Raw genomic sequence first — 2,884 nt, 5'->3', positions numbered from 1 at the left:
CCTCGTCAGCGGTCAGCGTATGGCCATCGTTGCAAGCTTGATCGAAGCCGATGCCAACAAGCAGAACTCAACGCCGAAGGAAGAGTGGGACGCCTCAACCGTTGATCCGACCGACGCGCCCCGCGCCGTCCGCGAGTATCTCGACACGCTGGACGAGGCTGCGTTCGGCGCTGCCAGCGAGGTTCAGCCCAAGTTCACATCGCATTCCGATCCGGCGAGCCAATGGACCGCAGCCCGCAAAGGCCCTGCATTCTTTAGCTATTCCGACAACTACCTGATCGATACAGATCACGGAGTTATCATCGACGTCGAAGCCACCAGATCAATCCGTCAGGCTGAGGTCGGATCGACCAAGACCATGTTGAACCGAGTAAAGGAACGGTTCGATCTGCATCCGGAGAGACTAATCGCGGACACCGCCTATGGCACCGGCCCACTTCTGGGCTGGCTGGTTGATCGCAAGATTGCGCCGCATATCCCGGTGTTCGACAAGTCCGGTCGCAATGACGGCACCTGGACCCGCGCCGACTTCGAATGGGATGCTGAGAATGACCAATACATCTGTCCCGAAGGTCACGCCCTCAAGCAGTTCCGCCGCAACTACTCAGACCCCAACCGCGGTCCGACGGGCAAGGGCACCGCTCGCTATCGCGCTCTGAAAGAGGTCTGTCAGGTCTGCCCATCGAAAACCAAGTCCTGCCCCAACGCGGATGCCCGCAAGATCAGCCGCGAAGAAACAGAAGACGCCCGCCAGGTGGCTCGAGACATTGCCAAGACCCGCCAGTACGACATCTCAATGAAGCTCAGAAAGAAGGTGGAAATGCTCTTCGCCCACCTCAAACGCATTCTCGGCCTGGGTCGGCTCCGATTACGTGGCCCATGCGGCGCAAACGACGAATTCCTCCTCGCCGCCACCGCCCAGAACCTCCGCAAACTGGCCAAGATCTTTCCCGCACCGCTGTCCAGCCCCAATTCTATGGGCCAGTTTTGAGCAAGGTTTCTGGAACGGGCGGTCGCATGTTTAGAGCCTGATGGGGTCTGACACGATTGTACTGTCTAAGCCAGGTATTGATGACGATCTGAGCCTGTTTGGTGGTGTGGAACCATTCTGCGTTGAGGACTTCCCGGCGCAGAGTGCCATTGAAGCGCTCGTTGTATCCATTCTCCCAAGGTGATCCCGGGTAGATTTGGATCGGCTTAATGCCCACCTTTCTTAACCAGGTCTGCAGGGCCGTTGCGATGAACTCCGCGCCGTTGTCGGAACGGATGTGTTCGGGCTTCCCGTGCCGCAATAAGAGTGGGTAGAGCGCATCCAGCACGTCTGCGCTGTTCATCTTCGGCTTGACCGCTACGCAGAGCGCCTCACGGGTATACTCATCCAGCACCGTCAGCATCTTGTAGCTCTGTCCGTTGCTCAGCTTGTCGTGGACAAAGTCAATGCTCCAGATGTGATTGGGATGTTGCGGTCGGAGCCGGATGATCGAGCTGTCCTTGTGGTACAGCCGTTTGCGTTTCTTGTGCCGTTGTGGGAGCTGCAAGCCTTCTTCGCGCCATAGTCGTTCGATCTTTTTATGATTGACTGCCCAGCCTTCGACACGCAGCAGCTCGGCGACCTTGCGGTAGCCGTAGCGCCCATACCGTTTGGCCAATCGGATCATCGCCAGACGTAACGCCTCATCATCCTTTGGCGCTGCGCGGTATTGCAGCGTGCTCCGCGCCAATCCAATCACGCGACAGGTGCGCCGTTCAGAGGTTGCCAGCTTTTGTCGGGTGTGGACCACGGCCTGACGAAGCTGGTCTGCCGTCAGGCCTTTGGCTTTAGATAATCAAGGCTCTCCTTGAGAATGAGTTTGTCCAGTTCAAGCTCAGCCACGATTTTCTTGAGCCGATCATTCTCTTTCTGCAGCGCCTTCAGATTGGCCATCTCAGATCGTCCCATCCCACCAAACCGCTTGCGCCATGTGTAATAGGTCGCATCACTGACACCAGCCGTTCTGCACGCCGTCGCGACATCCGAACCAGATGCCAGGCCCAGCTCAATCTCGCGCAAAAGCCGCAGAATATCTTCGTCCGAATACCGTTTCCGCGCCATCAATCCCGTCTCCAAAACTAAGCCAACTGTGGCACAGTTTTAGGGGGCCAAGACACGACGAACGGCAGCTGTGGGCCGATACTGTTGAAAAACTCCGATTTTGCGCAGATTCGAGTCCAAAATTTCTCGTAGAAGCCCGGTAGGATTATTCAGCTTAGGGTTCGGCCAAAATCTGACTCTGGCCGTCAGAGGGCATCTCAACAACTGTCATCGATATTGGCTTTGGACTTTATCGACGGATCGCCGGTTCGCAGAAAACTCGAACCTCTTGCATTTTTGAGTTTTTCAACACAATGGGCGTATTTCGTTGAAAAACTCTTGGTTGATTGAGTGGTAAGTCGCTGATTCAATTCGTCCTGTAGGGAGGAATTGGCGATGATGGGACCGAGGCAGGAAGCGCAGGCGGCGTTGTTCTACGAGTTCTCGCTGGAAGATCATGTCCCGCAAGATCACCTGCTGCGCTCGATTGATCGGTTCGTCGATCTTGGCAGCATCCGGTCGCATCTGGCGGAGTTCTACAGCCATACTGGACGCCCCTCGGTTGACCCCGAGTTGCTTATCCGAATGCTACTCGTGGGCTACTGCTTCGGGATCCGGTCCGAGCGGCGGCTTTGTGAAGAGGTTCATCTGAACCTAGCCTATCGGTGGTTCTGTCGGCTCGATCTGAACGACCGTGTGCCGGATCATTCCACATTCTCGAAGAACCGGCATGGGCGGTTCCGCGAAAGCGAACTGCTGCGCTACCTGTTCGAGATGACCGTGGCACACAGCATTGAGGAAGGCCTCGTCAGC

General features: G+C 56.5%; 2 protein-coding genes and 1 pseudogene. 2 read left to right on the top strand and 1 reads right to left on the bottom strand.

The genetic code is table 11. The features are described 5' to 3' along the window. Nucleotides 1–991, top strand: a 991-nt coding sequence (locus ACR0LX_RS22905) for a transposase (RefSeq protein ID WP_480785625.1), incomplete at its 5' end; no start/stop codon positions are given. Here ACR0LX_RS22905 and ACR0LX_RS22900 read toward each other — a convergent pair. Next, nucleotides 975–2,092: pseudogene (locus tag ACR0LX_RS22900) on the bottom strand (IS3 family transposase). The gene ACR0LX_RS22905 and the pseudogene ACR0LX_RS22900 sit on opposite strands and share 17 nt — an antisense overlap. 375 nt (nucleotides 2,093–2,467) lie before the next feature. On the opposite strand from ACR0LX_RS22900, the gene ACR0LX_RS22895 reads away from it, so the two are divergent. Further along, nucleotides 2,468–2,884 (top strand): transposase (locus ACR0LX_RS22895; RefSeq protein WP_480785624.1); only part of this gene is annotated, 417 nt, incomplete at its 3' end.

Source organism: Ruegeria sp. CH11 (genome assembly GCF_056537105.1).
Note: the sequence above shows the minus strand (reverse complement) of the source record. Positions and strands in the feature narration are given on the sequence as shown.